General features: G+C 35.6%; 23 protein-coding genes. 6 read left to right on the top strand and 17 right to left on the bottom strand.

The features are described from left to right. Positions 1-95: 95 nt before the first annotated feature. The 3 genes from AB1471_RS07890 to AB1471_RS07880 all read right to left on the bottom strand — a co-directional run bounded on the left by AB1471_RS07890 (position 96) and on the right by AB1471_RS07880 (position 2,848). On the bottom strand, positions 96-338 hold the full coding sequence (locus tag AB1471_RS07890; RefSeq protein WP_367779351.1) for a DJ-1/PfpI family protein: 243 nt from the start codon (positions 336-338) through the stop codon (positions 96-98). After that, on the bottom strand, positions 331-1,509 hold the full coding sequence (locus tag AB1471_RS07885; RefSeq protein WP_367779206.1) for a YgeY family selenium metabolism-linked hydrolase: 1,179 nt from the start codon (positions 1,507-1,509) through the stop codon (positions 331-333). The genes AB1471_RS07890 and AB1471_RS07885 overlap by 8 nt, the downstream gene beginning before the upstream one ends. Positions 1,510-1,657: 148 nt before the next feature. Then, complete coding sequence (locus AB1471_RS07880) at positions 1,658-2,848, bottom strand: diaminopropionate ammonia-lyase (RefSeq protein WP_367779205.1); 1,191 nt, start codon at positions 2,846-2,848, stop codon at positions 1,658-1,660. Between the two features lie 182 nt (positions 2,849-3,030). Here AB1471_RS07880 and AB1471_RS07875 point away from each other — a divergent pair, with 182 nt between their 5' ends. Together AB1471_RS07875 and AB1471_RS07870 are read left to right on the top strand one after the other, a co-directional pair. Further along, positions 3,031-3,651, top strand: a complete 621-nt coding sequence (locus tag AB1471_RS07875; protein WP_367779350.1) for a GntR family transcriptional regulator — start codon at positions 3,031-3,033, stop codon at positions 3,649-3,651. Between the two features lie 778 nt (positions 3,652-4,429). Continuing rightward, positions 4,430-4,675, top strand: a complete 246-nt coding sequence (locus tag AB1471_RS07870; protein ID WP_367779204.1) for a hypothetical protein — start codon at positions 4,430-4,432, stop codon at positions 4,673-4,675. 179 nt (positions 4,676-4,854) lie between these two features. On the opposite strand, the gene AB1471_RS07865 is transcribed toward AB1471_RS07870, so the two are convergent. From AB1471_RS07865 to xylF, 10 genes are all read right to left on the bottom strand, one after another. Then, a complete protein-coding gene (locus AB1471_RS07865) occupies positions 4,855-5,175 on the bottom strand; it encodes a GNAT family N-acetyltransferase (RefSeq protein WP_367779203.1) in 321 nt (106 codons plus the stop codon). Between the two features lie 203 nt (positions 5,176-5,378). Beyond that, positions 5,379-6,032, bottom strand: coding sequence for a VOC family protein (locus AB1471_RS07860; protein WP_367779202.1), 654 nt, complete (start codon positions 6,030-6,032; stop codon positions 5,379-5,381). A 306-nt stretch (positions 6,033-6,338) separates the two neighbouring features. Continuing rightward, a complete protein-coding gene (locus tag AB1471_RS07855; RefSeq protein ID WP_367779201.1) occupies positions 6,339-7,241 on the bottom strand; it encodes a hypothetical protein in 903 nt (300 codons plus the stop codon). 934 nt (positions 7,242-8,175) lie between these two features. After that, positions 8,176-9,222: an aldose epimerase family protein gene (locus AB1471_RS07850; RefSeq protein ID WP_367779200.1), complete on the bottom strand. Its 1,047-nt coding sequence runs from the start codon at positions 9,220-9,222 to the stop codon at positions 8,176-8,178. Positions 9,223-9,292: 70 nt separating this feature from the next. Beyond that, positions 9,293-10,291 (bottom strand): Gfo/Idh/MocA family protein, encoded by a 999-nt coding sequence (locus AB1471_RS07845; protein WP_367779199.1) that lies wholly within the window; start codon positions 10,289-10,291, stop codon positions 9,293-9,295. A gap of 127 nt (positions 10,292-10,418) precedes the next feature. Beyond that, on the bottom strand, positions 10,419-11,918 hold the full coding sequence (gene xylB, locus AB1471_RS07840; protein ID WP_367779198.1) for a xylulokinase: 1,500 nt from the start codon (positions 11,916-11,918) through the stop codon (positions 10,419-10,421). Positions 11,919-12,068: 150 nt separating this feature from the next. Then, positions 12,069-13,391 (bottom strand): xylose isomerase, encoded by a 1,323-nt coding sequence (xylA, locus tag AB1471_RS07835; RefSeq protein ID WP_367779197.1) that lies wholly within the window; start codon positions 13,389-13,391, stop codon positions 12,069-12,071. 61 nt (positions 13,392-13,452) lie between these two features. Beyond that, positions 13,453-14,619 carry a sugar ABC transporter permease gene (locus AB1471_RS07830; protein ID WP_367779196.1) on the bottom strand — a complete coding sequence of 389 codons (1,167 nt, stop codon included), beginning with the start codon at positions 14,617-14,619 and terminating at the stop codon, positions 13,453-13,455. Further along, complete coding sequence (locus AB1471_RS07825; protein WP_367779195.1) at positions 14,612-16,138, bottom strand: xylose ABC transporter ATP-binding protein; 1,527 nt, start codon at positions 16,136-16,138, stop codon at positions 14,612-14,614. Before AB1471_RS07825 ends, AB1471_RS07830 begins: the two co-directional genes overlap by 8 nt. Positions 16,139-16,218: 80 nt before the next feature. Next, complete coding sequence (xylF, locus tag AB1471_RS07820) at positions 16,219-17,301, bottom strand: D-xylose ABC transporter substrate-binding protein (RefSeq protein WP_367779194.1); 1,083 nt, start codon at positions 17,299-17,301, stop codon at positions 16,219-16,221. A gap of 288 nt (positions 17,302-17,589) precedes the next feature. Here xylF and AB1471_RS07815 point away from each other — a divergent pair, with 288 nt between their 5' ends. After that, positions 17,590-18,762, top strand: coding sequence for an ROK family protein (locus AB1471_RS07815; protein WP_367779193.1), 1,173 nt, complete (start codon positions 17,590-17,592; stop codon positions 18,760-18,762). 817 nt (positions 18,763-19,579) lie between these two features. After that, a complete protein-coding gene (locus tag AB1471_RS07810) occupies positions 19,580-19,993 on the top strand; it encodes a hypothetical protein (RefSeq protein ID WP_367779192.1) in 414 nt (137 codons plus the stop codon). 221 nt (positions 19,994-20,214) lie between these two features. On the opposite strand, the gene AB1471_RS07805 is transcribed toward AB1471_RS07810, so the two are convergent. Together AB1471_RS07805 and AB1471_RS07800 are read right to left on the bottom strand one after the other, a co-directional pair. Next, positions 20,215-20,370 carry a hypothetical protein gene (locus AB1471_RS07805; protein ID WP_367779191.1) on the bottom strand — a complete coding sequence of 52 codons (156 nt, stop codon included), beginning with the start codon at positions 20,368-20,370 and terminating at the stop codon, positions 20,215-20,217. Positions 20,371-20,792: 422 nt separating this feature from the next. Then, positions 20,793-21,116 carry a Rha family transcriptional regulator gene (locus tag AB1471_RS07800; protein ID WP_367779190.1) on the bottom strand — a complete coding sequence of 108 codons (324 nt, stop codon included), beginning with the start codon at positions 21,114-21,116 and terminating at the stop codon, positions 20,793-20,795. Positions 21,117-21,517: 401 nt separating this feature from the next. Here AB1471_RS07800 and AB1471_RS07795 point away from each other — a divergent pair, with 401 nt between their 5' ends. Further along, on the top strand, positions 21,518-21,730 hold the full coding sequence (locus tag AB1471_RS07795) for a hypothetical protein (RefSeq protein WP_367779189.1): 213 nt from the start codon (positions 21,518-21,520) through the stop codon (positions 21,728-21,730). 176 nt (positions 21,731-21,906) lie between these two features. Here AB1471_RS07795 and AB1471_RS07790 read toward each other — a convergent pair whose 3' ends face one another. Further along, positions 21,907-22,272 (bottom strand): cupin domain-containing protein, encoded by a 366-nt coding sequence (locus AB1471_RS07790; protein WP_367779188.1) that lies wholly within the window; start codon positions 22,270-22,272, stop codon positions 21,907-21,909. A 156-nt stretch (positions 22,273-22,428) separates the two neighbouring features. Here AB1471_RS07790 and AB1471_RS07785 point away from each other — a divergent pair, with 156 nt between their 5' ends. After that, positions 22,429-22,791 carry a hypothetical protein gene (locus AB1471_RS07785; protein WP_367779187.1) on the top strand — a complete coding sequence of 121 codons (363 nt, stop codon included), beginning with the start codon at positions 22,429-22,431 and terminating at the stop codon, positions 22,789-22,791. Positions 22,792-23,112: 321 nt separating this feature from the next. Here the strand turns inward: AB1471_RS07785 and AB1471_RS07780 are convergent, their stop codons facing one another. After that, entirely contained in the window at positions 23,113-24,081 is a 969-nt protein-coding gene (locus AB1471_RS07780) for an alpha/beta hydrolase (protein WP_367779186.1), read from the bottom strand. Between the last annotated feature and the right edge of the window lie 499 nt (positions 24,082-24,580).

The raw sequence follows: 24,580 nt of genomic DNA, 5'->3' as shown, positions 1-24,580 counted from the left end.
TTGGAGACAATTCTCCGAGCTCTTTTTTCTACTATCGTTATTCAACTCTTACACCCGCTAGTAGTGGAGCGACACTTTTACTTTTTTACCATTATTTATTCTTGAAACGACCTTTCATCAAATTTAAGGTTTAATGCATTGCCAAAATACTGACCAAACCTAATAAATCCTCTTCCTCTGGCAGTAATTATGTTTCCATCTTGTACGACGAACTCTTTTGAATAATTCTCTTTTTCAAATACTCCTACCCTCTCTATATCTTCTTTTGTCACTCCAACAGTAAATTTTTTACCTTTTAAAGCTCCAGCTTTTGCTAATAGGAATGGGGAACTAGATATACTTTGTTACGATACTTTCAATAATTGCTGCATATCCATGTGCTCCAGTCTCAAGTTCGTCGAGATCGATATATTCATCTATACGGTGAGCGAGTTCCTCGTTACCAGGACCATAACCTATTGTAGGAATCTTTAGATCTCCTGCTGTACCACTTCCATTTGTACAAAAAGCATAATAGGAGAGATCGCTGGATTGATTGATTTTTTTCAGACCTGATTGAGCGAATTGAACAAGAGGTTCTGTTTGTTCGTAGTACCACGCGGCTGCAAAATTTTCTGCTTCCACACGCTGCCCAGTATAAGAGTCAAATTCATCAACAGCAAGTGATACCTTCCACTCCACTTTGTATGGCTCAAGAGTTTGAGCCACAATTTGCTCAATTGGTTTCAATATACTTTCTGCTGTTTCGCCAGGTAAAGTTCTTCTGTCATAGGTAGAAATACAATAGTCTGGTACAACAGAATTTGCTGGGTAAGGTGTCGATAAAACATCAGTAAGCACTAGAATTCCTTTACCTAATACTTCATGAGATGGAGGTTCAATCGCCCGTAAGGCTGTTGAAACATCAGCCATTAATTCAGCTGCATTTATACCTAATTCCGGACGTGATGAATGAGTAGGTACTCCGAAAATTTCAATTTTCACTTCTCCTCTTCCACGTTGCCCACGAGCTATTTTTAAGTTTGTAGCTTCACAAATAATAGCATAATCTGGATTAACTGCTTCAGCTATCTTAACGGTGGCAGCTCCTTCCACCAGTTCTTCAGCTATAGATGCAGATACCAAAATCCTCCCTCCTTTTAGCTTGTCTTTTAAAGCTGCAGCACCATAGACTGAAGCTGCAAGAGGACCTTTCATATCCATAGTACCTCTACCATAAAGCCTATTATCTACAATCTCACCTTCAGGATTGTATGTCCATTTACTAGAATCTGTTACACCTACAGTATCCATATGAGAATCAATTAGAATACATGGTCCTGGGCCAAGATTTAATTCTCCAATGACATTTCCTAAAGCATCCGTTGTCACTTCAAAACCTAATTTTTTCATTTCTTCGGCGATGACTTTTGCTACACTTCCTTCTTCTCCGGATATGCTGCGCTCTTTAATAATAATTTGAGTGAATGTTATTAATTCCTCTCGAGATACATTGTAATGTGAATTCATCTGAACATCTCCCCCTTTTTTTATTTAATCAGAAATTTCGAAATGATATTCTTTTAAAGAGTATCACTGTATTAAAGTCTCTTATATCCACATAAGTAATATATCACACTTCACATTATAGTCGATATATTTGGAATAATGATAATATTTATTTCCAAACTACTTTTCTATAATTCATTGGATCTGTATCCCCTTCGGTATTAATTACTAATACCTTTGCAGATCGATCTAATTCTAATTCATTTTTTAATTGATGAAGCTTTTTATTTTTTGTTAATTCATGCAACAATCCCATTGGGACGGATCCAGACTCCCCAGAAATAATTTTAGCGTCTGAATCAATTGGATTACCCAAAATCCGCATACCTATGGCACTTATCTGATCCTTACAAGAGAAGAAGTAATTACTTAGTGATTTTAAAATTTCCCATGCAAAAGGATTTGGCTCACCACAAGCAAGCCCAGCCATCATAGTCGAAAGGTCTCCATAAACCCTTTGGGGTGTTCCCTCTGGATTTTTGGAAGATTGGTAGAGACAATTTGCGTTTGATGGTTCAACCACTAAAATTTTTGGCATTGAACCAGAAATTAAGTTATAGATAGAAGCAGCCATTGAAGCAGCAAAAGATCCTACTCCTGCTTGAAGGATGACATGTGTAATTTCATTGAAAGTATCTGCCTCCAATTGCTCGTGTATTTCAGAAACGATTGTAGTATATCCTTGCATGATAGACAGTGGAATAGATTCATAGCCTTTCCATGCCGTATCTTGAATAAGAACCCAGTCATGTTCACTCGACAGATCTGCTACCAATTGAACAGTGTCATCATAGTTTAATTCTGTAATACAAGCATCTGCTCCTAATGCTTCTATTGCTTTTAATCTTGCTGTAGAAGAACCTTTCGGCATGTAAACTTTTGATTTTTGCCCAAAATGTGAAGCTGCCCATGCCACTCCTTTACCATGATTACCGTCTGTCGCAGTAGCAAAAGTGACTTGAGGCAAAGTTTTTGCTAGTTTGCCCAATTTGTTGAAATCAACTGTGTTTAAATCAACTGAAAGCGTTTGAGAAAAATAAGTGGCAATTGCATATGATGCACCCAACCCTTTAAATGCATTAAGACCAAAACGTTTAGACTCATCTTTAACAAAAACCTTGTTTATATCCAAATATTTTGCAAGTGCATCTAATGAATGAAGAGGTGTCGGCTCATATCCAGTGATACTTGAATGAAATTGAAGCGTTTTTTTTAATTCTGTTGAAGAAAAATTATCAGATCCTTGAGTACTAACTTTTCCTTTAAAATTATTTGAAACCCAATTAATATCATTAAACAAGTTTTCCCATCCTCTCAACATGTGATATATTACATTATACAAACATGGATTTATTTTTCAACTACTGACCTTTTGAAGAATATAGAATAGTAATACTGTGGTATATTACATGTTAAGTAATTGCTTATAAAGAGGTGAGGAAGTTGACAATTAACCAAGAAACCCAATTAAAACGTACTTTTATGAAAGATGAAGCTTATAATATACTTCGAAAATGGATCATGATTGGTAAACTCGAACCAGGTGCGAAATTAAGAAATCAAGATTTATCCGATACTTTGGGGATCAGTCGTACACCTGTTAGAGAGGCTTTGCTTCAATTGGAAAATGATGGTCTTGTCGTGACTAAGGCAAATCGATGGACCTTGGTAGCTCCTATTGATTTAGAAAGTGCAAAAAATATCTACTCAATTGTATGGTCACTTGAAAGCCTAGCACTAGAACAAGCATTCCCTCGTTTTTCTCAAGCAGACCTTGAAGGACTTGAATTGCTTAATGAACAACTGAACAAAACGATGAAGGTTGGAGATAAAATTAAAGCACTTGAAATAGACAATGCTTTTCATGATAAAATTATTGAAATTTCCAATAATAGTGAATTACCAAAATTACTTGCAAGCTTAAAAATAAAAATACAAAGAATTGAAATACATTACTTTAGCCAAAACTATGCGAGGTACGCTACTTATAATGAACATTTACAAATAATAGATACAATAAAAAAACAAGACCTAAATTCCGCATTGCAAGCCATACAAAACAATTGGAAAAATAGTCTTAAACGCATTCAACAGAGTACTTAACCTGAGTACCTAATCAATAATTAAATTCAACCATTTATAATTGGTTAGGTCAGCTTGTAGAGAAAAACAACGTTCTCATACAAGCTTTTTTCATTTGAGCCTAGAAATCAGCATGATTGGGTGGCTGACAAGTCCTTTTTTCTTGTATGAATTCTCATACAGAACTATGTACAAATTCTTGCAATACTCTACACTTCTATTTTGCATTACACAACTGCTAACTGAGCATCATTTCCATTCTAGTGAGTCGATATTTTATAATGAAAGTAATTAACAGTTAAACTCTTGTTAACACAGACATAGGACAAATAACCAATAATGGATTTCTAGACATTCTCTAATTTTCTCTAGTTACCTCCATTTAACTCATACATATGATGAATCAAAACTGATAGAACAGGTGTTCTTTTGTGATCTTACCAATGAGTGATGAGGATACCGAGAACCGATTAAATGGACGAGCCTGACGCTTCCAGAACACGTCAAACTATATGTTGTTCATCGACAATGAATTAATATTCCTCATGAAAGTAGTATCTTAGTAGAGAAGAATACTTTGATTGCATAATCTATAATTCTCCTCCTCTTTATCAAGATCCTCCATTGGAAACAAAAGCAACGTGTACATGCTTTTGTTCGTACTCTTTCGGACTCCCCCATGTAGTCGCTGATACTCTTTTCTATTGGCGGTAAAAGAATTTGTATGCTTTGGTAAGAAATATTTTTATTTTGAAACTTTTTTTATTATCCTTCGTATTATGATTAAGGAGGTTTTTTGATGAGTGAGAATAAAAATAATGATAAGAAAGAAACGAATATAATCAAAAATACTGCCAAGTCCTTTGGGAAAGCATTTACTTGGGGGAGTCCATTCGATCCTGATTTGCACGAAGAAAATGTTAATAAATCAACAAAAGAATTCACAGATAAAGAAATTATCAATCACTTGACTGGGAAAGAAAAGCTTTCGAAAGAAGACGTGGAAGAATTAAAGAAACAGGCTAAGTTTAGAAGGTTTTTGTGATTATTAACAATATTCTTATCCAGGTAAAGGGTGTGTTAGTTTAACAAGATAAATTAAAAAGTCTAGTCCTCTGTACATACAGGATATCGACTTTTTAAGGATTAAAATCAGCTTAGTGTACAAGTTTTGGTTTTGCTGTACCCTTTACACAAAACTTCTCTACATTTATAACATATTGCTTACTTAATTCTCTTTGACATATTGATATCCGTAGGTTCAAAATTCAGTTTTTTATATAGGTGAATTGCTCGTTCATTATGTGTAAAAACATGAAGTGAAATCTTTTCTATCTCCTTCTCTTTTACCAACTTCTCTAATGCCTCTAGTGAAGATTTACCGTGCCCTCTTCCTTGGTGTTCTTCAAATATATAAAAATCATAAATAAAAGCTTCTTTTTGTAACTCTGAATTATTGTAAAAATACCATAACCATCCTATCGTTTGTCCTTCACTAATAATAGAAAGTAAAAAATGCTGTTTCGTTTCTCTTCCTTGTGGCAATAACTCATTATTATAAATGGGACCCTACTAAATCGCCATCAAGATAAGAATAACTTCATCTCTATTTCTATAACTCTAGGTAATCCGAATACTTAGAGATTGATGATGCATTGAAATAAAGATCCTCTATGCTCATTTTGTTAAAATAATACGTGGATCTGGGGCTAAACCATCTGTTTAAGTCCCGCAGAATATCGATAATATTATATCGGTTTTATCTTTATGGAATACGGAAGAGTAGGATGATTCCAATTAAGAGAACGTTCTCCGGATATCGTTATTTTTAATGGGTGTATGGAAGCTGGCCGTTGTGTGGGATACCAACACCTTCCTTCTCTAACTAATACAAAAACTCCTTGTTCATCACCGTAGAAAGCAAAATTCTCACTTTTTATTTCTTTTATTTGATCCGGTACAAGCGGTGCTAATTCATGACGAAAATCTTTTACCGAACTTGAAGGAATACCTATTTCTCCGATATCAAACCAACCAAATGGCACTGCACCTTTATAGTGATAGTCCCTTTCAAGTATCTCTAACACATTGCCGTCTGGATCTGTAAAATACATTTGTTTCCCTTTCCAAAACAAGGAGGTTTCCCCTGCTTCATTTTCCAGTAAAATATTCATTCCTTTTAGAATTTCATACATTTTGTCAAAATAACTTTCATTTGTACGGAGGCAAAGATGATAATATGGCTGTTGAAAGTCTCTTTCGAAATTAAGACGTGTCGTTCCTGCCATGACAGAAAAAATATGTTCCTCCTCTACAATTAATTCCATTTGTAATATATTCGTATAAAAATGTTTCATTTTTTTCAAGTTATACGATTTCATTGAAATCTCATAAATATTCATACTTATTACCCCCTTGTTCTCATTGTATTAAATCTGTATGAAAACAACATTGGACAGAGGTATGAAGATGATCTACTACTTTGGAATGAGTTTTTGCCATCTTTGTTCATCGAGACTTTTTTTGCCACTTCAAATCAGAATGTTTTAACTTTTTTGGCTTGCGTTTAGCTGAAGAAGTTAAACATACAGTTAAAAAATATACTTCTATAACCATCAATGTTTCCAGATAAATAGAAAACCCGACCCCTATGAATTTAGGAATCAGGTTGAATATTAGCGCTTTTTAATTACTGTCTACTGATCGGATCACTCGTCAATAGGTTCACTTTCTCCAATCTCTGTTTTTATGTCTAATACATTCGTATTTTTTACGGAGCCTTTAATTTCTCCACTTGTTTTATCAAGAACATTATCCACGGAATGGAACCAGAAATAATGGCCGTCAACTCTCTTTGGAAAGTTCGCTCCTACCCATCCAGTAATGTTGATTGGAACGGTGAAATGCATTGTTTGTTCTTTTAATATACCAGTCATCGTTACTAATTTTTTACTGTGTGGAGGAACTGTAACTTGTACGGTAGAACTTGCAGATTGGCTCATACCTTCCGTATATGATTGTCCCGCAGTAACAGATGCGTTTAGTGTAACACCCGTAGAAAATACTGTGTCAAGCTTAAAGGTAGATGTGTATGAGAGACCAGTAGTTATCGATGATGATACAGTGGTATTAGAGGTCCAACCTCCATTAACCGTTAATGAGACTGTCGCCTCTTCGTCACTATAATTATAAGCATAGTTAGACCCTACAATGGCAGCTTGAATATCATTAACTTCACCGAGATCATAATTAACTTCACCGAGATTCTTATAAGCGTAATAGCCATATTGTTCTGTAATAGGTGGATTCACTGCATTATAGTAAGTTTCCGAATTAATGGCAATCCCATCAGGTGAAACTCCATAATACTGTTTAAAATACTCTCTTATACTAACAGGATTTGAATTAAGCCCTTGTAAGTCACTAAAAGTTAAAAGTTCACTATTTGACTTAAGAAGAGTAGGATTTGATTCGGGTTCGGGTCCTTCTCCAAAGACACCAAATGGTTTATTAGCTGCTGCAGAAGCATGATTCGAAAAACTCATACCACTCATTAGCATTAACAAAGTAATAATAACGAAAGATAGCTTTTTAATATTTTTCAATGTCATGATAAATTTCCCCTCCAATTACTCATAGTTGAAAGAACATGGTGCATGCTTGGAATATGGCCAACATCCTATTTTTTTGGGTCCAGGAAAGAAAGCGATATCAAAAATAGGATTAACACTAGGACGCTATTGCAGGACCTACACTCGATCTCATTAGCAATACTGAAGAACAGCTGATACTGATTCGAAGCCGTTGTTCCAGAGCTTTTCCAAAGCGTTCAATAAATCCAAAATTAATTTGATGAATTAGAATATCTCGGAAAGTGTGTCCGATTGGTAATATTCTGCATATCACCCACTTAATACATTTTGTGCTTTAATTGACTATAAAAAGTCAACCTATTGATACACCATAGTAGTTAGATATCTTTACTTTTATTACATCCTAATGTCTATAGAGACTTCCTCACGACTTTTAACACCACGTAGATGAACTAGTTTTTCATGTGCATATCTCATAAAGACCTCCTTTTTAAATACAAAATGTATTTTTACAACTTAATGATATTGCACGTTTTATTTTGTGTCAATATTAAATCCGAGGTAATTATTGGTTATTTTAAAAAGTAGCGTAAATATTAATCTCATAATTACTAGTGTTTCAGGAAAAAATTAATTCTTGAAATAGTTCTCGAAATCTTCACTGTCCAAATCTACTAAAAAGAAACAACAGAGTACAATCATACACAAAAAAATTCATTTGGTTTAATGGGTTTTACCCATTAATTATAGAAAAACTTCAACACTAATCTCTAGCAGTTAGACCAAAATCGGTTTTCATACATTACTAACCTATAACTTCCGCCTTATATTAATAGTGTTTCAAGCAGTAATATGTACAGTTAAACCGTTACGAAGGTGTTTTATATTGTCTCTTTAATTTAGCTTAGTCCACATCTGACAGTTCATGAGATCGGTCTTTTATCTATATCTATTACTCTACCGTAAATAAATACTTCGTCTTCGTTTCATACGATTTTCCTTTTTTTATAATGGCAGATTGGAAATGGGGTTGATGGATGGAGTCTGGTGGTGCTTGTGTTTCTAAGCATAAGCCTAAATAGTTTCGAGCTTTCGTGCCCCTAATTGAAAGCTCTCCTTCTAGCTTATTACCTGTATAAAGAACAACACTTGGTTCATCTGTTTCCACAATGAGCGTACGACCACTATCTTGATCAGCTAATATGATCTCGTTCTGATGATTTGCATTCAATAGAAATGGATGGTCATACCCTTTTTTCACTAATATGTTTTGCGGATGGGTGGAATGAACGCCTTCACGAATTTTTCTCCCTTTTCGAAAGTCAAATACAGTATTTCTTGCGTCCGCAATCTTTCCTGTTGGTAGCAATTCCTCGTTTAATTCGATAAATTTATCACTATTGATCGTTAATTCATGGTCTAACACATCTCTCTTCAAATTCCCTGATAAATTGAAGTATGTATGATTCGTTACATTTAAAAGAGATGTTTGGTCGCAAAAACCGTAATAAGAGATGATCAGTTCGTTGTCATGGTTGACAGTATATTTTACGTTCATCTGGAGGTTACCTGGATAGCCATCTTCCCCGTCTGGACTGAAATAACTAAACTCAATCGTTACTTCATTTTCTTTTTCGATCACGTTCGTATCCCAAAGAACTTGACTAAAGCCTTTATAACCGCCATGCAAATGATGTTGATTTTCGTTCTGTGTGACTTGATATGTATTCCCTTCTAAGCTAAATTTCCCTTCCTTTATTCTCCCTGCAACCCGGCCGACGACGGCGCCAAAATAAGGAGAATTCTTCTCATATTCCTGTATCGTATCATAGCCTAATACGATATTTTCAAGGTTTCCATCGCGATCAGTTGTTAAAATCTTTGTAATAATCCCACCGTAATTTATGCATTCCACTTGTAATCCATTGTCATTTTTAATCGTATATAAAGTAACGGGTTGATCATCTATATAACCGAATACTTCTTTTGTAACATCCATGTTCAGCTTCCTTTCTTTTCTCTATGATAAATAGAAATAGGGGCTCTGTGTAGAACCCCGCTTTCCAAGTCTATTGTTTTATGTTTATTACTTGCCCAGTTTGAATCGATTCATAGCAAGCATCGATGGCGCGCATATTTCGAATAGTTTCTTCTGCTGTGTTAAACGGTTCCCCATCCTCTAAAATATAGTTGGAGAAATGTTCAACTTCTAATCGATAAAGATCGCCAGGAATTCGTTCTTCTCGTGAAACGCCATCGCATGTGACAACGATAAGACCGATGCCTCCTTCGTTCTTGTCAGGACGGAATGCATAAGGAACTTTGATTGTCCCTTTCGTACCAATGATTTCGTATTCATTTCGGTTTGCCATGTCAAAGCTACAATCAAACATCACATTGACACCGTTTGTCATCTTTAAATGAGCAAAGGTCGATACATCCACATTCGTATCAGGGTCCATTTCTGCCAATGCATGCGCACGAATAGGTTCCGTTTGTAAAATATGACAAGCAGCGTGGATCGAATAACAGCCCATATCATACAAACTCCCCCCACCCATCTCTTTATCCATGCGAATATTCGTCACACGATCTTTCATATAAAAAGAATGACTCGATTTCATTAATTTGACGTCACCGATTTCGCCAGAAGCAATGATTTCTCGAACTCGTTCATGCTGCGGATGTAATTGGTACATGAATGCTTCTATAAATTTAACATTTTTCTCTTTACAATATTCGATCATTTCAGCCGCTTCCCGCTCATGAAGGGCTGCTGGTTTTTCACAAAGGATGTGTTTGTCATGATCGGCTGCCTTACACACCCACTCTTTATGTAAATAATTTGGAAGAGGAATATACACAGCGTCAATGTCCGGGTCTTTGAGTAAATCGTCGTAGCTCTCATAAGCTTTCGGGATTTGTAATGCCGCAGCCACCTCATGCACCTTACTTCCTCTACTTGCAATGGCCACTACTTCTGCATTTCCCGCTCTAAACATGGCCGGAATTAATTGTGTTCGTGCAATTTTTGCTGTACTAAGAACACCAAAGCGAATGTACCTCATTGTTGTAACCTCCTAACATTTTTCGAAAGAAGCGAAAGATAGCGCCAATAAAAGATGTATTTTGCCTATTTAGACTCCAAGAGCTGATCACGCTTCAAGTCTAGTCTATCAAACTTCTTTTAAGAAATTACTTTCGAAATGGTTTTAAAGCTTCATTTAATGATTTCGTTTGTGTATATACTTGTTTGTAAACAGAGAATAACTCTTTATAGGTTGCTACATTTTCCTTTATCGGTTCATACGTTTTGACTGGCCGTATCCATACGTCAGCACATGCTTCAAGGGATTCAAACCAACCGCATCCATAGGCTGCAAGCATCGCTGCACCCATCCCTGGTCCTTGCTCACTTTCTAATTTTACAATTTTCGCATCAAAAATGTCCGCTTGCATTTGCAACCATGCTTCATTTTTAGCCCCACCACCAATCGAGACGATCGTTTCAATTGTTTTTCCGCTTTCTCTAAAAATATCAATCGACTCATGGAGTGAGAACGTAATGCCTTCCATAGTGGCACGGACAAAATCTTTTTTCGTATGGGAAGCATCCATGCCTATAAAGCTAGCCCTGATGACAGAATCAGCATACGGCGTGCGCTCCCCAACTAAATAAGGAGTGAAAATGAGGCCGTTTGCGCCAATAGGGACTTTCTCAACCTCATCAAGAAGATCAGCAAAGGTTTCGTTTTCGTTAAATAACTCTTTAAACCAACTAAGACTGTAGCCAGCAGCTAACGTCACTCCCATTGTATAAAAAGCATCTTTTACTCCATGATTAAAATAATGAACTTTGCCGTCAAAATCACAGTCTTTATTGTCCTCATAAGAAAGGATCACTCCTGATGTTCCAATGCTACACAATGTTTTTCCTTCTGATAAAATGCCCGAACCAATCGCACCGCACGCATTATCAGCACCACCTGTAAATACTTTCGTAGAGGGGGAAAGGCCAGTTTCATTTGCGAATGAAGTAGTAATCGTTCCCACGTAATCATGAGATTCGATTAACGGTGGACAAATGGCAGGATCTATGCCAAATTGTGCGCATAATTCTTGGCTCCATTCCTTTTCACTCACGTTTAATAGAAGCGTGCCGGCCGCATCAGAATATTCACTAACAATTTGTCCTGTCATTCGGTAACGTAAATAGTCTTTCGGAAGCATAAAGATAGCTGCATGAGCAAAAGTCTCTCTTTCGTGTTTTTTTATCCATAATAGCTTCGGTAATGTGAACCCTTCTAGCGCTGGATTTTTCGTAATTGAAAGCAACTTTTCTCTGTCGATTGTTTCATAGATTTCCCGGCATTGCTTCGTTGTTCTTGTGTCATTCCAAAGAATCGCTGGACGTAATACGTCGTTATGTCGATCTAATAAAACGAGCCCGTGCATTTGTCCAGAAAAGCTGATTCCTTCTATATTATTTACCTCTCCATCCAATTGGTTCACAAGTTCTGAAAGTGCTTCTGTTGTTTTTTCTACCCACTCTTCTGGGGATTGTTCACTATAGCCTGACTTTTCTTGAATAAGTGGATAGGACTTTGATATTTCCGTGCATACCTCCCCATTCTGATTCACAAGTAAAACCTTGACAGCACTTGTCCCTAGGTCAATTCCTATCACATATTTCATTTTCTTCACCCTTTTTTAGGAGCTATTTGTAAAAAACGCGATCGTAAAAAGAGGCCATATTCACCACCTGATAATAAGATCACACCAATAAAAAGGCAGGTCCCATGGCCCTTCATAAATGAGATTAACAACTTTCGTCTATCCTTCTTTTTATTCTGAAAGAACGGATATTAAATATTGATTAAAGGTAGCCTTCAGACGTTCTGCTCTACCAGAACTGTTGTGAATGTTTCCAAGCTGAAGCGCGTATTCTTCTAATTTATGAAAATCGGTATTTCCTTCGACAATATCTTTCCCAATTCCTTCTGAATAGCTGCTATAACGTTCTTCAATGAAACTTTCTAGTACTTTATCTTCAATTAGTTTTTGCGCCACCTTCAAGCCAATCGCAAAGCTGTCCATCCCTGCAATATGTCCATAGAAAAGATCCTCTGGCTCAAATGAACCTCTTCGTACCTTTGCATCGAAGTTTAAGCCACCTCGACCAAGACCGCCGTTTTGTAAAATTTCGTACATTGCTAACGTTGTAGAATACAAGTCTGTTGGAAACTCATCTGTATCCCATCCAAGTAAAGGGTCACCTTGGTTGGCATCTACAGAACCAAGCATTCCATTGATGCGAGCAGTGCGAAGCTCATGTTCAAACGTATGGCCAGCTAATGTGGCATGGTTTGCTTCGATATTAAATTTAAAATGATTTTGAAGGTCGTATTTTTGTAAAAATGCTAATCCTGTTGCCACATCGAAATCGTACTGATGTTTTGTTGGCTCTTTCGGCTTTGGCTCAATTAAGAATTGTCCTGTGAAACCAATCTCTTTTGCATAGTCAACCGCCATATGAAAGAAGCGTCCGAGGTTATCAAGCTCAAGCTTCATATCTGTATTCAGTAACGTTTCATATCCTTCACGACCACCCCAGAACACATAGTTGTCGGCTCCTAAATCTTTTGCAATTTCTAACCCCTTTTTCACCTTAGCAGAAGAGTAAGCAAATACATCCGCATTGACTGATGTGGCAGCTCCATGCACAAAGCGTGGGTGCGAAAACATGTTAGCTGTATTCCAAAGTAGCTTCGTTTTACTTGTGTTCATATATTCTTTGATCATGCCGACAATTTCATCTAAATTGCGATACGTTTCCTGTAACGTAGCTCCTTCTGGTGCAACATCTACATCGTGAAAGCAAAAGAATGGCGCATTAATTTTTTCGAAGAATTCAAATGCCGCTTCGACTCGAGTCTTCGCTAAATCCATGCCGCTAAATTTGTTCCATGCGCGAATCATATTTCCACTTCCAAAAGGGTCTGTTCCATCCATCGTAAATGTGTGCCAGTAAGCTACACTATATCTCAAAATCTCTTCCATCGTTTTTCCTGATACTTTTTCTTCTGGGTTATAAAACTTAAACGCAAGTGGATTCGTAGAGTGATGTCCTTCAAAATCAATTTTATTAACGTTTTCAAAAAATACCATAGTATAGCCCTCCTAATAGTTTATATTTATTAAAAAACCTAATTACTCGCTATCATGTTAATTATTTTTTACTTAAAATATCGATCCAAACAGCAAAGATTAAGATTAATCCTTTTACGATATATTGCCAAAATGTTTCGATATTCATCATGCTCATGCCATTATCAATACTAGCCATAATTAGTGCACCAATTAAGGCACCAACAATTTTCCCTCTACCACCCATTAAACTAGTACCACCGATCACACAAGCAGCAATTGCGTCTAGCTCATACATATTTCCAGCATTTACGGTTGCGGCATTTAATCTACTTGTTAATAACACACCAGCTACGCCTGAAAGTGCCCCCATTAATACAAAAACAGATAGTGTATTACGCTTAATATTTATTCCAGAAAGAGCAGCCGCTTCAACATTTCCACCGATTGCGTATATATATCTACCAAAAGAGGTCTTTGTTGATATAAAAATGAAAATTGCAGCTAACATTACTACAATAATAATGGGAACAGGGATGCCATAGTAACGATTCAGCAAGTAAGTTGCCAGTAAAATAAAGAATGAGTACATTGTCACTTTTCCATAATCGATCGTTGCAGTAGGCAAACTAAGACCCATGCTTTTCCTTTTTGACCTGCCTCGAATAGTCCAAAATATAAGTAATGCAATGCTTAGTAATGCTAATAGATAACCAAGAGAGTAAGGTAAATAGCTGTTTCCTATTTGTTTAAAGCTTTCATCCATAGGTGCAACCGTTTGACCTTTACTTATTCCAATCAAAATCCCTCGAAAGATAAGCATGCCTCCTAGTGTCACGATAAACGCAGGAACTGCACGATAGGCAACCCACCAGCCTTGCCATAGGCCAACTATTGCCCCGGTTACAACTGCTGCAAGTACAACTAAAATGGTGTTCCATCCGAACCAAACTTGCAAAGTGGCTGCAACAGCTCCTGTTAAGCCAACTAATGAACCAACTGATAAATCAATATGACCAGATACAATAATAAGTGTCATTCCTATAGCAAGGACTGAAATGATAGACATCTGAGTGAATAAATTGGATAAATTACGAGAAGATAAAAACTCCCCTCCTGTTAACAAACCAAAAATGAGGGCAATTAACACTAAAGCAATAATTAGCGTGTATGACTGAAGATCAAACTTAAAACTTAACCCTTTATTATCTTTAGGATTGGCTTCAGTTGTCTGTTTTTGACTATTCATGGCTCTTGCCTCCTGTTGCACATGTCATAATTTTCTCTTGAGTCGCTTCCTCTCTCGAAAACTCTCCAGTAAACTTCCCTTCTGACATGACAAGAATTCGGTCCGACATCCCTAATACTTCCGGCAATTCAGATGAAATAATAACGATTCCAACCCCTTGGCTAACGAGCTCATTCATTATTTTATATATTTCATATTTCGCACCAACATCTATTCCTCTTGTTGGTTCATCTAAAATAAGAACTTTCGGTTCATTTAATAACCACTTACTTAACACAACCTTTTGCTGGTTTCCTCCACTTAATTGACTTACTTTTGCTTCTAGATTATGAGCCTTTAATTTCATCTTTCTAGTTATTTCAGTCGCTCTTTTAACCTCGAGGGCATTGTCGATCACCTTTAGTTTCATCACTTTATTCAGAGCCACGAGCGTTGAGTTTTTCATAATATCCATTTCTAATATAAGACCATAGCGTTTACGGTCCTCCGAGACATAGGCTAATCCCTCTTTTATCGCATCAGCAGGTTTTTGAATACTTATTTCTCTTCCATCAATCAATACAGTGCCCGTTTGTTTGCCTTTAAAACCACCGAACAGGCTTGTAAATAATTCTGTTCTTCCTGATCCCATTAATCCTGAAATACCAAGAATTTCTCCTTTTTTCAGGATGAAAGATGCATTATCTATCACTTTTTTATTTACATTACGATCGATAACAGAATAATTTTTTACCTCTAGAATGTTCTCCTCACTGATGGTATGTGGTTCAAAAGGGAATAGCTCGGTTAACTCACGACCTACCATTTTTGTAATAATTTTCTCTTCTGTTAAGTCTTCAATTGGGTCTGTACTAATGGATTGACCATCCCTCAAGATCGTAACCGAATTAGCAAGGGACATTACTTCCCCCAATTTATGAGAAATATAAATGCATGTAACTCCTTTAGAGCGCAACTCATTTAATAGATTCATTAATATCTCAACGTCACTTTCAGTCAACGCTGCAGTAGGTTCATCTAATATTAAAATATCCGCATTTTTCGTGAGTGATTTTGTAATCTCAATTAATTGCTGTTTTCCTACCGTCAAATCTCCAACCTTCATTTGTGGGTCAATTTTCAAGCCAATATGGTCAAGCCATTTTTGTGCTTCTCTATAAATAGTATCCCAATCTATTACTTTCGCTCTCATTAAATCGTGACCTAAAAATAGATTTTCAGCTACTGTCATTTCCTCCACTAATGCAAGCTCTTGATAAATGATCGATACACCCTTATTTTGAGATTCGATAATGGATTTAAATTCAACGGGCTTCCCTCTAATTAAAATTTCTCCGTCATATGTACCATATGGATATACACCGCTTAGAATTTTCATTAAGGTGGACTTTCCTGCACCATTTTCACCACACAAAGCATGAATTTCTCCTTTTCGTACTGAAAATGTTACATTATCTAGTGCACGTACACCTGGAAATTCTTTTGTGATCCTTTTCATTTGGAGTACATAATTCTCCATTATTATTTCCCACCTCCTGTAAGGTTCGAGAGGAAAGAAACTCTCTCCTCCACCTATATTCCTTTTTAAAAAATACGTTCTTACGGACGAGGTGGACGATCATTTTCTGGGACATTTTTATACACATCATCATAACTATGGAAGTTATCCTTAATAACTGTGTCTACTAGGTTATCCTTATCAACTTTTATTGGGTCTAGTTTAATGAAAGGTACATCAATTTTTCCATTATTAACTACGGAGTCTGTTGTCACTGTTTCACCTTTTGCCAGATCAACTGCTAATTCTGCACTTTTATTAGCAATCTCCTTAATAGGTTTATAGACTGTCATAGTCTGAGTTCCTTCTGCAATACGTTGAACTGCTGCTAAGTCAGCATCTTGACCCGATATGGCAATTTTTCCAGCTAATGCTTGAGAATCTAAAGCCTGGATTGCTCCACCAGCTGTACTATCATTAGATGCAACAACAGCGTCAACTGCATTTTGATTTGCTGTCAATGCATTTTCCATAATTTTTAATGCTTCGTTTGCACCCCAATCTTTAGCCCATTGGTCCCCAATAATTTCAATATCTCCATTATCAACGAGCGGCTGGATCACATTCATTTGACCAGCTCTAAACATTTTGGCATTATTATCTGTTGGTGAACCACCCATTAGAAAGTATTTTCCCGTTGGTACGATATCCACTAAGTATTCGGCTTGCATTTCACCTACTTGTTCATTGTCAAATGATACATATGCATCAATATCTGTACCATTTATTAGTCGGTCATAAGCTACAACAGGAATTCCTTCGCTTTTCGCTTGATCAACAACTGTTGATAAAGCATCCGAGTTAATCGGAATAATGACCAATGCATCAATATTTTGTGACAGCATATTTTGGACTTGTGATAACTGTTGAGACTCATCACCATTAGCGGATTGAACTAACACTTCTGCTCCAAGCTCTTCTGCTTTTTCGACAAAAAAGTCGTTATCATGTTGCCAACGCTCTAATGTTAAGTCTGATACAGAAAGACCTATTTTAATTTTTTTATCAGAAACTCCATCACCACTCACATTGGTAGCGTTTTCATCTTCGCTTGCTGCATCCTGACCACAAGCTGCCAATGTTAACACCAAAATAAATAAAATAGAGAGAAAGCTTTTTCTCATATTTTTTTACTCCTCCTCATTAAAATTTATCTGACAATTAAATCATATCACCGTCAACTTTGTTTGTCTATTAAACAAATTAAGTTTATTGTATACTTTAATCTACAGATGAAGATAAGATAAGTACGGGACGTTCCCCCGTTTATTAGAGATCAAACCCTTGAAGAGTCAATGAGTGATGCGACTTCAATAGGGTGAGCACTGGAGATGAACATAGATAGACCAGTGAAGGTTTCTTCTTAAAAAATTATGCTTTCTTATCTTTTAAAAAGGAAAGGAACCTGACGAATGAAACAAAAAACCTGGAATCACCAAGTTGTCAAAAAAAAGAATAAAGAAATCGTTCTCGGAGCGATCACTGCACTAGCCCCGATTTCCCGTGCGGATATTGCCCAGCGCTCTGGTTTAAATAAGGCAACAGTTTCTTCACTAATTAATGAACTTATCGATGAGGAACTAATTTATGAGTCTGGACCTGGTGAATCAAGCGGGGGCAGACGCCCTGTTATATTACTGTTTAATGAACAGGCTGGATATTCTATTGGCATGGATATTGGTGTTAATTATATTTTAGGCGTGGTAACGGATTTAGTCGGAAACATTATTTATGAAGAAAATGAAGCAATCGATCACCTTTCGTTTCAAGAACTGATTGACCTCGTTAAGAAAATGATACAAGGCCTTATTGATCGTACACCCAAAAGTAGGTATGGTGTCATCGGAATAGGAATTGGTGTACCTGGGATTGTTGATAAATACGGTAAAGTTCTTCTTGCGCCGAATTTAAAATGGAAAGATGTCAATTTGTTAGATCTTCTTGAGCAGGAATTTGACTATCCAATATTTATCGAAAATGAAGCGAACGCAGGTGCCTATGGAGAAAAAAGATTTGGAGAAAGGAAGGAAAGGGACAATCTTATTTATGTAAGTGTTGGAATAGGAATTGGTGTCGGGATTATACTAGAAAATGAATTGTATCGTGGAGTGAACGGGTATTCCGGTGAGAGTGGTCATATGACGATCATGGTCAATGGTGAGTTGTGTACGTGCGGAAGTACAGGGTGCTGGGAAGCTTACGGCTCTGAGCATGCATTATTAAAAGAAGCGAAACACTTCGAACATTTATCCCATTCTACGCTCGATGAGTTGATTCAAATGGCTGAATCCAAGGATGCTGATACTTTAGAACTTTTCCGGAAAATTGGGACATACATTGGAATCGGGGTGACGAATTTAATAAAGACGTTTAATCCTGGACAGATTATTATCGGAAACAGATTAGCAAAGGCAAAGGATTTTATTGAGAAACCTATTGTTGATACTGTTCAAAAACAAACATTGCACTTTCATCAAACTGATATGAAAATCCAATTTTCTAACCTATCTCTATACGCAGCAGCACTCGGCGTATCCGCTTTTGCGGTCGACAATTTTTTGAAAATAGACGAAAGTCACCTGTGAAATTCTTGTCATACAGGTGGCTTTCACCAAACCGATAAAACAATTTCAGATTAAAAAATGGACTAACTTAAAGTAGTAAGACAATATAACACCTTCGTAAATGTTACTCTGTAAGCAAGTACATTTATCAAAGGTGTTTTTCCGTGAGCAAAAACGTATATGCAAGTGAAACGAAATGAGCAGTAGTAAAAAATAGTGGATAGTAAATAAAACAATACAGAGATGATGATAAGTTTCAACAAAATAAATTTACCTTTTTATGAAGTTTGATTGATCCTCCATATATTAAGCTGTTTGTTGAATTAGTCCATTGTGAATACGTTTGCGGTTATCCCCTTCCCTTAAACTAACCGATCCCTTTAGTTTAATAAGACAAATAAAGTAATAATCATTATTCATTAATTTCATAAACCAATATATCAAATAATTGATCGTCGGTATAAAGCAATACTGCCCATCCCACTGTCTGAATTATCTCAATTTTAAGTTTTACAAGTTACTTGACTACCTCAAAAGGAATAATCACCTTGCAAAATATCTTCACCATTAAGTACGACTCGATTGTAAACTTTTTTGTGTAGCTATCTGGTGAAAATTGAGTAATACCGTGGGGGGATTTTTATATAATAATCTGTAAATCCCATTTGCCAAATAAATAAATTTATTTATATGCTTATTATATATTAATAGTTAATTTTACCGTAATACAGGACTTTTTTATGCTGAGAATAAGGTTTTTAAAGACTTAGAGAACTATTTCAATGTTTAATTTTTTCCTGCAACACTACTGTAATATTAAGTAAAAAAAGGGGGCAATATGAAACGTTTTATTAAATACCTTATATGTTCACTCATTGTCATTCTTGTATTATATTTTGGGTCTGAAATTTACTTGCGATTAGAGGAGTATAGAAGAAGTAATTTTGAATTGAGACCTTTGATGTTGTTTATTGTGTTGTTTCCTATTTTGGTAGGGATGATGATCCGATTCCCACAATTAGTGACAGATATACGTTTAAAAAAGGGATGGTCGATTGATTGGGTTAAACTTTCTGCAATCGGTATTCCTTCACTTTATATTGCTTTAAGTCCGCTCCTACTTATCTTAAATGTACCGATCATTCATCAAGTACGTATTAGTTTTCTTATGTCAGGATTTCTAGAGACTGTGACGACTATCGCTGGTGTTATATTTGGATATGTACTTTTGGATAGTTTAAAAGAAAAATAGATGTTTTTCTAATTAGCAGAGTGCTACGGATAAAGAAACGCAGGTTGACATTAACATTTAACATGCAAGGTGCTTTAACTATTTTTATGAAGCCGATAAATACCATCAATTTTTACTCATAGAAAGTAAAATAAAGCATTTATATGCAACAAATGTTTTATTTTCTCATATAAAACAGCACCCATAAGGATGCTGTTTAGTCTATCTATCATTGTAGGCCTTCATTTGCTCTTCATAAACAAACTCAACCATATTGAAATCATATCCCAAGTAGAAAATGCTTTTTCCATTTGTTCTTGTTCCACTTCAGATGACAATTCCATGTTTTTTAATTTATTAAATGCATCTGTCTGTTGATCTATAACAAAGTTCTGCATAACAAAATCCCCATCCCAGTCTTGTTCAGCTTTTTCTTTTATTTTTCCTTCAGCTTCTAGGTCTGAAATAGATGAGATGACATTACTATAATTAGAACCCTCTGGTTCCAGATCTGTTTCTGGTTTAACTTCTGATTCTTGGTTTGTATCTTCACCTTCTCTAGATTCCTCAACCTCATCCTCAGTTATAAAGCTTTCACATCCCTTTCAAGTGATGAGACGTGATTATCTTTTTTAATAGAATTGATGTTCCAATTAATGAAGATAGAGCCACAATAAACCAAATCCACTTGATTGCAATGTCATTATAAAATGCCAAAACACTTGTGATAATTAGTAAAACTTTGATATAAGACTTATATAAAACTGCTTATGCATATACCTTCCCCCAAGAAAAAACAGTTTGTAGTATCCGTAAATGTTTAGTCAAATAATTTATTACCAGATTCCTTGAAATTAGAAGGAAGTTTATTTCTAATTCGTTTGAATGCTTCAATGAATCTATTCTTAACATTCATATCATAGGACAACGTAAATAGAATCAATCCATCCTCTGTTAGATTGTACTTAGTACCTGTCTTATTGAAGTTAAACCGTGAGAATTCATCTTCTCCTAACTCAGATAGTTTGTGTATTTTTCGATCAATATCTTTTAAAACTTCTTCATGTTCCATATCGAATGCTTTAGATACTGTTAAGCTGTCGGTTAAGATCTTTTCACCATTAAAAAAGACTAGTTCCTCCACTGTTTCACCCACTTTTCAATTAGTCAAACTAATCCCTAACACAATTCAATAGTAATCATTAGTTTTTTGATAGTTCTTCCACCTCCAGAACAAACCCAAAAGGTTTACTCTTTTTCACGCCACAATATTTTAAGATTTTTTTCGCTTTTTTGACCTGTATATTTTCCAAGAAACACTGCAAAAAACACCATAAAGTAACTAAATATATGACGAGGAGTTATGTCTGTTGGAAATAATTTTTATAATCGAAATAATCACAAGCATTGTAATAAATGCCACATTTTAATTGACTCATTTTTTTACTGCCTCCACTTTTTTGTATTTTTGACAGTGAAACCTATTCAATAATATTTTTTTTAGAATAAATCCATACAATATAGGTAACCCGGACGGAAGAACTAATGGAGAAAGCAGGTTATAGCTTCCATAAGAACGAGTTTGGTCACAGGGGTTATCTTGAACGAGATATTATTGTTATGAATCGCATTAAGGAAGCATCAAAGAATAGCAATATATCACTTGAGGATGCTGTAAAGGTAGTAGTAGAAACGATTGAAGAAAAGCCTGTACAAGGTAATGATATTCAAAATTTGCTTTTTCTTCAGTATCGCTAGTTGGTGTCATCGGTATAAAAATAACAATAATAAGTACAGCAACACTTATGCGAATAAAACCTATATGTTTGAAAATGTTTCTTGCACTACTCTCATTTAAAGCTTTCTTATTACTCACCCATTCCTCTCTTCTAATGTTAAATTAGCCATTTTAATAAACCGATCCGATGTCAGTTTTATTGTTTATGCTCTTTTTTTCGCATAAAAGTAGCGGGGGTTAATTCTTCAGACTCAATTACTATTGCGGTTAATCCAGTCTCAGTTGCTGTTTCATGTCCTTCACCTTTCTTCCAAAAAACAACATCGCCAGCTTTCACATTTACTCTTCGTTCATCATTACCCCGAACCCAACCCTCACCATCTAAAACAATAAGTAATTGTGGAACAACAGCTTGATGAAACCCTACAATTCCATTAGCTTCTAAATGAATACAACCAATTTGTGTTGGTTTTTCTGTTTTTACAATTCGAGACATAATGAAATTTGAATTATAGTGAGAAATGTTTTTACCCACTTCTTTGTCAATTCTATAAAATTCCAAAAATATTAACCCCCTATCCCTTTATCTTAAAAAGATAAATAAAGTATTACTCCTTATTCATTGATAACTATTTTGATATATAGTACATGTTTGCCCAAGCTAATAAACTATCAAAGCATATACTATATTAGTTTCTGCTAAGGAGGTGTATGAAAAATGGCTTTTTGTGTTCGTCTTAAGGAACCTTTAAATGCGGAAGTTAATGTTCAAGAATTCATTCAAGTATGTGCTTTCTCAACTACCGCTACAGATAAGAATACAAAAGTTTTAGTAGCTTTAGGAAATCGTGCCCAAGTCGATGATATAGATTTTGTATTTAGTGATGGAACTCCTATTGAATTTAACGAGGCAGGTGTTCATGTTTTTGAGCCTGTTATATTAAACACATGCGCTAACATTATGGGGATTTTCAAAAAAACAGGAGAATATGTATTTAATGTCGCATTACTTGAGCAAAATACTAACGAACTTTTGGATATTGAAACTGCAACCGTTAAAGTATTTAAGAAAAAATCATAATTAAAAGTGCTATTTATTATAGTTATTTTGGTAAACTTTGTATATAAAAAGAAGGATTTATTATAATTATTTAAATTATTAGAATAGCGTAATGGTTATAAGAGGAAAATATGTTTTACCAAGAAAAATACTATTTGACGCTGAAATACTTTAATAAAGCGCTAAAAAATCCCCCCAAAATGAAAAAGTGCTGAGAAATCAGTGTTTTTTCCATTCTAGGGGTATAAATTCCGAGGAACTCTAACTCTCAGAAACCTTTAAATTGTATAAAGGGAAAGGTCTAATCCAAATGAATCATTTATTAATTCATGAAATATTTTTTTATTCTCTTAACCATGCATTCGCTAAGGTAATGGCTCCTCTCGCAGCTGAAGTATTGGCTAGTGCATTTAGCATAACAAAGTCATGGATAATCCCTTGAAAACGAACGGCAGTTACAGGTACCTCAGCTTCACGAAGTTTATTTGCATAAGCTTCTCCTTCATCACGTAAAACATCAGCTTCAGCTGTAATAACCAATGTTTTTGGAAGCCCTTTAAGCTGTTCTTTAGAAGCTCGAAGTGGAGAAGCAGTTATCTCCTCTCTTTGTTTTGAATCCGTAGTATATTGATCCCAGAACCATTGCATGCCATCTCTACGAAGAAAAAACCCTTCTGCAAACTGATGATAGGAATCAGTATCAAATGTAGCATCTGTGACGGGATAAAACAGCAATTGTTTATTGATTTTGGGTCCATTGCGTTTTTTTGTCATTAAAGTAATCGCAGCTGTCATATTTCCACCAACACTATCACCTGCCACAGTGATTTTTTCATTATTTAAACCAGTATTTCCTCCCTCGGTATCAATCCAATTTAATACAGTGTAAATTTCTTCTATCGCTGTTGGATATTTTGCATCAGGTGAAAGGCTATAGTTAGGAAAAACAATGGCGGACTCGGAACCAACACATAATTCACGGATTAAACGATCGTGAGTATGAGCATTACCAAAAACCCAGCCTGCTCCATGTATATAGAGGATGACCGGAAGTTTATCGGGAGCGTTTTGGGGTTTTAACATTCTAACTGATACTTCTCCAGAAGGTCCTCCTTGTATGATGATATCTTTAGCATCTACTGGTAATTTCTCAACATCATCTGATTGCACTTCATCAACTAGCTCTCGCCCTTTTTGTGGAGGGTGATCAAATAAATATGGTGGATTGGCTGTTGCTTCAACAAATTCTTGGGCTTCTGGTTCAAGAATAGGGTCATTGTTTTTATGTCTCAATTTAGTAGTTCCCTTCATTATTTTTAGACACATAATCAGTTTTTGCTAATTCTAAAAAGATATACAGCAAGTTGAATCTTACTTAAAGATGGTAGTGAACAAGGCCGACGGAACCAAAAGGGTTAGAAACATATGAAAAACGTATAGAAATTATTGAAAATAATATGTTGCTCTTGCTGAATGAAAGGGATAATGGATCTTTAGAAAGTGTATCGTATTCTTTGATTGCTGATAATTATGATTTAGTGACAAATGAAGGAAGTTTGTTTTTACACTATTCATTAAAAGATATTACGATCCCTATTGAATTACAGCCCTTTGAGTTAAAAAATCAACCAAAAAATTTTCTATTAAGCACTCCAATTAAGGAAATTGTTGATTATTTATCTTCTTAATCTACATTAAAAAACCCGCTCTTACGCGCGAGGTGCTTCCCTTCAACCATTCTTAATTTTCGGTATTTAAGGAGTAATGACAAGCCGATAAGACCCAAATAAAAACAGGCTATCAAAATCCT

The sequence above is a fragment of the Jeotgalibacillus marinus genome, assembly GCF_040801915.1.
Classification (GTDB): Bacteria; Bacillota; Bacilli; order Bacillales; family Jeotgalibacillaceae; genus Jeotgalibacillus; species Jeotgalibacillus marinus.
This window is presented reverse-complemented; position numbering and strand designations above follow the sequence as displayed.

What these genes read in the sequence shown, in the direction of transcription:
- AB1471_RS07885 (WP_367779206.1), bottom strand. Translation starts at nt 1,509, where the DNA reads ATGAATTCACATTACAATGTATCTCGAGAGGAATTAATAACATTCACT.
- AB1471_RS07875 (WP_367779350.1), top strand. Translation starts at nt 3,031, where the DNA reads ATGAAAGATGAAGCTTATAATATACTTCGAAAATGGATCATGATTGGT.
- AB1471_RS07870 (WP_367779204.1), top strand. Translation starts at nt 4,430, where the DNA reads ATGAGTGAGAATAAAAATAATGATAAGAAAGAAACGAATATAATCAAA.
- AB1471_RS07860 (WP_367779202.1), bottom strand. Translation starts at nt 6,032, where the DNA reads ATGAATATTTATGAGATTTCAATGAAATCGTATAACTTGAAAAAAATG.
- AB1471_RS07855 (WP_367779201.1), bottom strand. Translation starts at nt 7,241, where the DNA reads ATGACATTGAAAAATATTAAAAAGCTATCTTTCGTTATTATTACTTTG.
- AB1471_RS07850 (WP_367779200.1), bottom strand. Translation starts at nt 9,222, where the DNA reads ATGGATGTTACAAAAGAAGTATTCGGTTATATAGATGATCAACCCGTT.
- AB1471_RS07845 (WP_367779199.1), bottom strand. Translation starts at nt 10,291, where the DNA reads ATGAGGTACATTCGCTTTGGTGTTCTTAGTACAGCAAAAATTGCACGA.
- xylB (WP_367779198.1), bottom strand. Translation starts at nt 11,918, where the DNA reads ATGAAATATGTGATAGGAATTGACCTAGGGACAAGTGCTGTCAAGGTT.
- xylA (WP_367779197.1), bottom strand. Translation starts at nt 13,391, where the DNA reads ATGGTATTTTTTGAAAACGTTAATAAAATTGATTTTGAAGGACATCAC.
- AB1471_RS07830 (WP_367779196.1), bottom strand. Translation starts at nt 14,619, where the DNA reads ATGAATAGTCAAAAACAGACAACTGAAGCCAATCCTAAAGATAATAAA.
- AB1471_RS07825 (WP_367779195.1), bottom strand. Translation starts at nt 16,138, where the DNA reads ATGGAGAATTATGTACTCCAAATGAAAAGGATCACAAAAGAATTTCCA.
- xylF (WP_367779194.1), bottom strand. Translation starts at nt 17,301, where the DNA reads ATGAGAAAAAGCTTTCTCTCTATTTTATTTATTTTGGTGTTAACATTG.
- AB1471_RS07815 (WP_367779193.1), top strand. Translation starts at nt 17,590, where the DNA reads ATGAAACAAAAAACCTGGAATCACCAAGTTGTCAAAAAAAAGAATAAA.
- AB1471_RS07810 (WP_367779192.1), top strand. Translation starts at nt 19,580, where the DNA reads ATGAAACGTTTTATTAAATACCTTATATGTTCACTCATTGTCATTCTT.
- AB1471_RS07805 (WP_367779191.1), bottom strand. Translation starts at nt 20,370, where the DNA reads ATGCAGAACTTTGTTATAGATCAACAGACAGATGCATTTAATAAATTA.
- AB1471_RS07795 (WP_367779189.1), top strand. Translation starts at nt 21,518, where the DNA reads ATGGAGAAAGCAGGTTATAGCTTCCATAAGAACGAGTTTGGTCACAGG.
- AB1471_RS07785 (WP_367779187.1), top strand. Translation starts at nt 22,429, where the DNA reads ATGGCTTTTTGTGTTCGTCTTAAGGAACCTTTAAATGCGGAAGTTAAT.
- AB1471_RS07780 (WP_367779186.1), bottom strand. Translation starts at nt 24,081, where the DNA reads ATGAAGGGAACTACTAAATTGAGACATAAAAACAATGACCCTATTCTT.